The sequence below is a fragment of the Streptomyces sp. NPDC060027 genome (assembly GCF_042737005.1).
Classification (GTDB): Bacteria; Actinomycetota; Actinomycetes; order Streptomycetales; family Streptomycetaceae; genus Streptomyces.
Genome location: NZ_JBHWVI010000450.1, coordinates 1 through 1593 on the forward strand (window position 1 = coordinate 1; position 1593 = coordinate 1593).

General features: G+C 68.4%; 1 protein-coding gene and 1 pseudogene. Both read left to right on the forward strand.

Features of this window, described 5'->3' with window-relative positions; translation table 11 throughout:
- Positions 1–642, forward strand: a pseudogene (locus ACFWBT_RS42920) (succinate--CoA ligase subunit beta); the annotation flags it as partial.
- Positions 643–663: 21 nt separating this feature from the next.
- Positions 664–1548, forward strand: a complete 885-nt coding sequence (sucD, locus tag ACFWBT_RS42925; protein ID WP_261705930.1) for a succinate--CoA ligase subunit alpha — start codon at positions 664–666, stop codon at positions 1546–1548.
- The last annotated feature ends 45 nt before the right edge of the window (positions 1549–1593 follow it).

The following is a 1593-nucleotide window of genomic DNA, read 5'->3' on the forward strand; positions in this document are numbered from 1 at the left end:
GCCTTCATCAAGGAGGACGCCCTCCTCGTCGAGGTGAACCCGCTCGCCAAGGTCGCCTCCGGCAAGGTCATCGCCCTTGACGGCAAGGTGTCGCTGGACGAGAACGCCGAGTTCCGTCAGCCGGACCACGAGGCGCTCGTCGACCACGCCGCGGCCAACCCGCTCGAGGCCGCCGCCAAGGCCAAGAACCTCAACTACGTCAAGCTCGACGGTGAGGTCGGCATCATCGGCAACGGCGCGGGTCTCGTCATGAGCACCCTCGACGTCGTCGCGTACGCCGGTGAGAACCACGGTGGCGTCAAGCCCGCCAACTTCCTCGACATCGGCGGCGGCGCCTCCGCCGCGGTCATGGCGAACGGCCTGGAGATCATCCTCGGCGACCCGGACGTCAAGTCCGTCTTCGTCAACGTCTTCGGCGGCATCACCGCCTGCGACGAGGTCGCCAACGGCATCGTCCAGGCGCTCCAGCTGCTCGCCGACAAGGGCGAGGCAGTCACCAAGCCGCTGGTCGTGCGTCTCGACGGCAACAACGCCGAGCTGGGTCGCAAGATCCTGTCGGACGCCAACCACCCGCTGGTCCAGCGCGTGGACACCATGGACGGCGCGGCCGACAAGGCCGCCGAGCTCGCGGCTGCGAAGTAAGGGACGAGGGACTAAACAGCCATGGCTATCTTCCTCAACAAGGACAGCAAGGTCATCGTCCAGGGCATGACCGGTGCCACGGGTATGAAGCACACCAAGCTCATGCTCGCGGACGGGACGAACATCGTCGGTGGCGTGAACCCGCGCAAGGCGGGCACCTCCGTCGACATCGACGGCAACGAGATCCCCGTCTTCGGCACGGTCGCCGAGGCCATGGAGAAGACCGGCGCCAACGTGTCCGTCCTCTTCGTGCCGCCGGCCTTCGCCAAGGCCGCCGTCGTCGAGGCGATCGACGCGGAGATCCCCCTCGCGGTCGTCATCACCGAGGGCATCGCCGTCCACGACTCCGCCGCCTTCTGGGCGTACGCGAAGTCGAAGGGCAACAAGACCCGCATCATCGGCCCGAACTGCCCCGGTCTCATCACCCCGGGCCAGTCCAACGCCGGCATCATCCCGGGCGACATCACGAAGCCGGGCCGCATCGGCCTGGTCTCGAAGTCCGGCACGCTGACGTACCAGATGATGTACGAGCTCCGTGACATCGGCTTCTCGTCCGCCGTCGGCATCGGTGGCGACCCGGTCATCGGTACGACGCACATCGACGCGCTCGCCGCGTTCGAGGCCGACCCCGACACCGACCTGATCGTCATGATCGGCGAGATCGGCGGCGACGCCGAGGAGCGTGCGGCGGACTTCATCGCGAAGAACGTGACGAAGCCGGTGGTCGGCTACGTCGCCGGCTTCACCGCGCCCGAGGGCAAGACCATGGGCCACGCCGGCGCCATCGTCTCCGGCTCCTCCGGCACGGCCGCCGCGAAGAAGGAGGCCCTCGAGGCCGCGGGCGTCAAGGTCGGCAAGACGCCGACCGAGACGGCGAAGCTCGCGCGCGAGATCCTCGCGGGCTGAGCCACCGCTCGACCTGACGCCGGTGGGCCCGCACCCCTTGAGGGC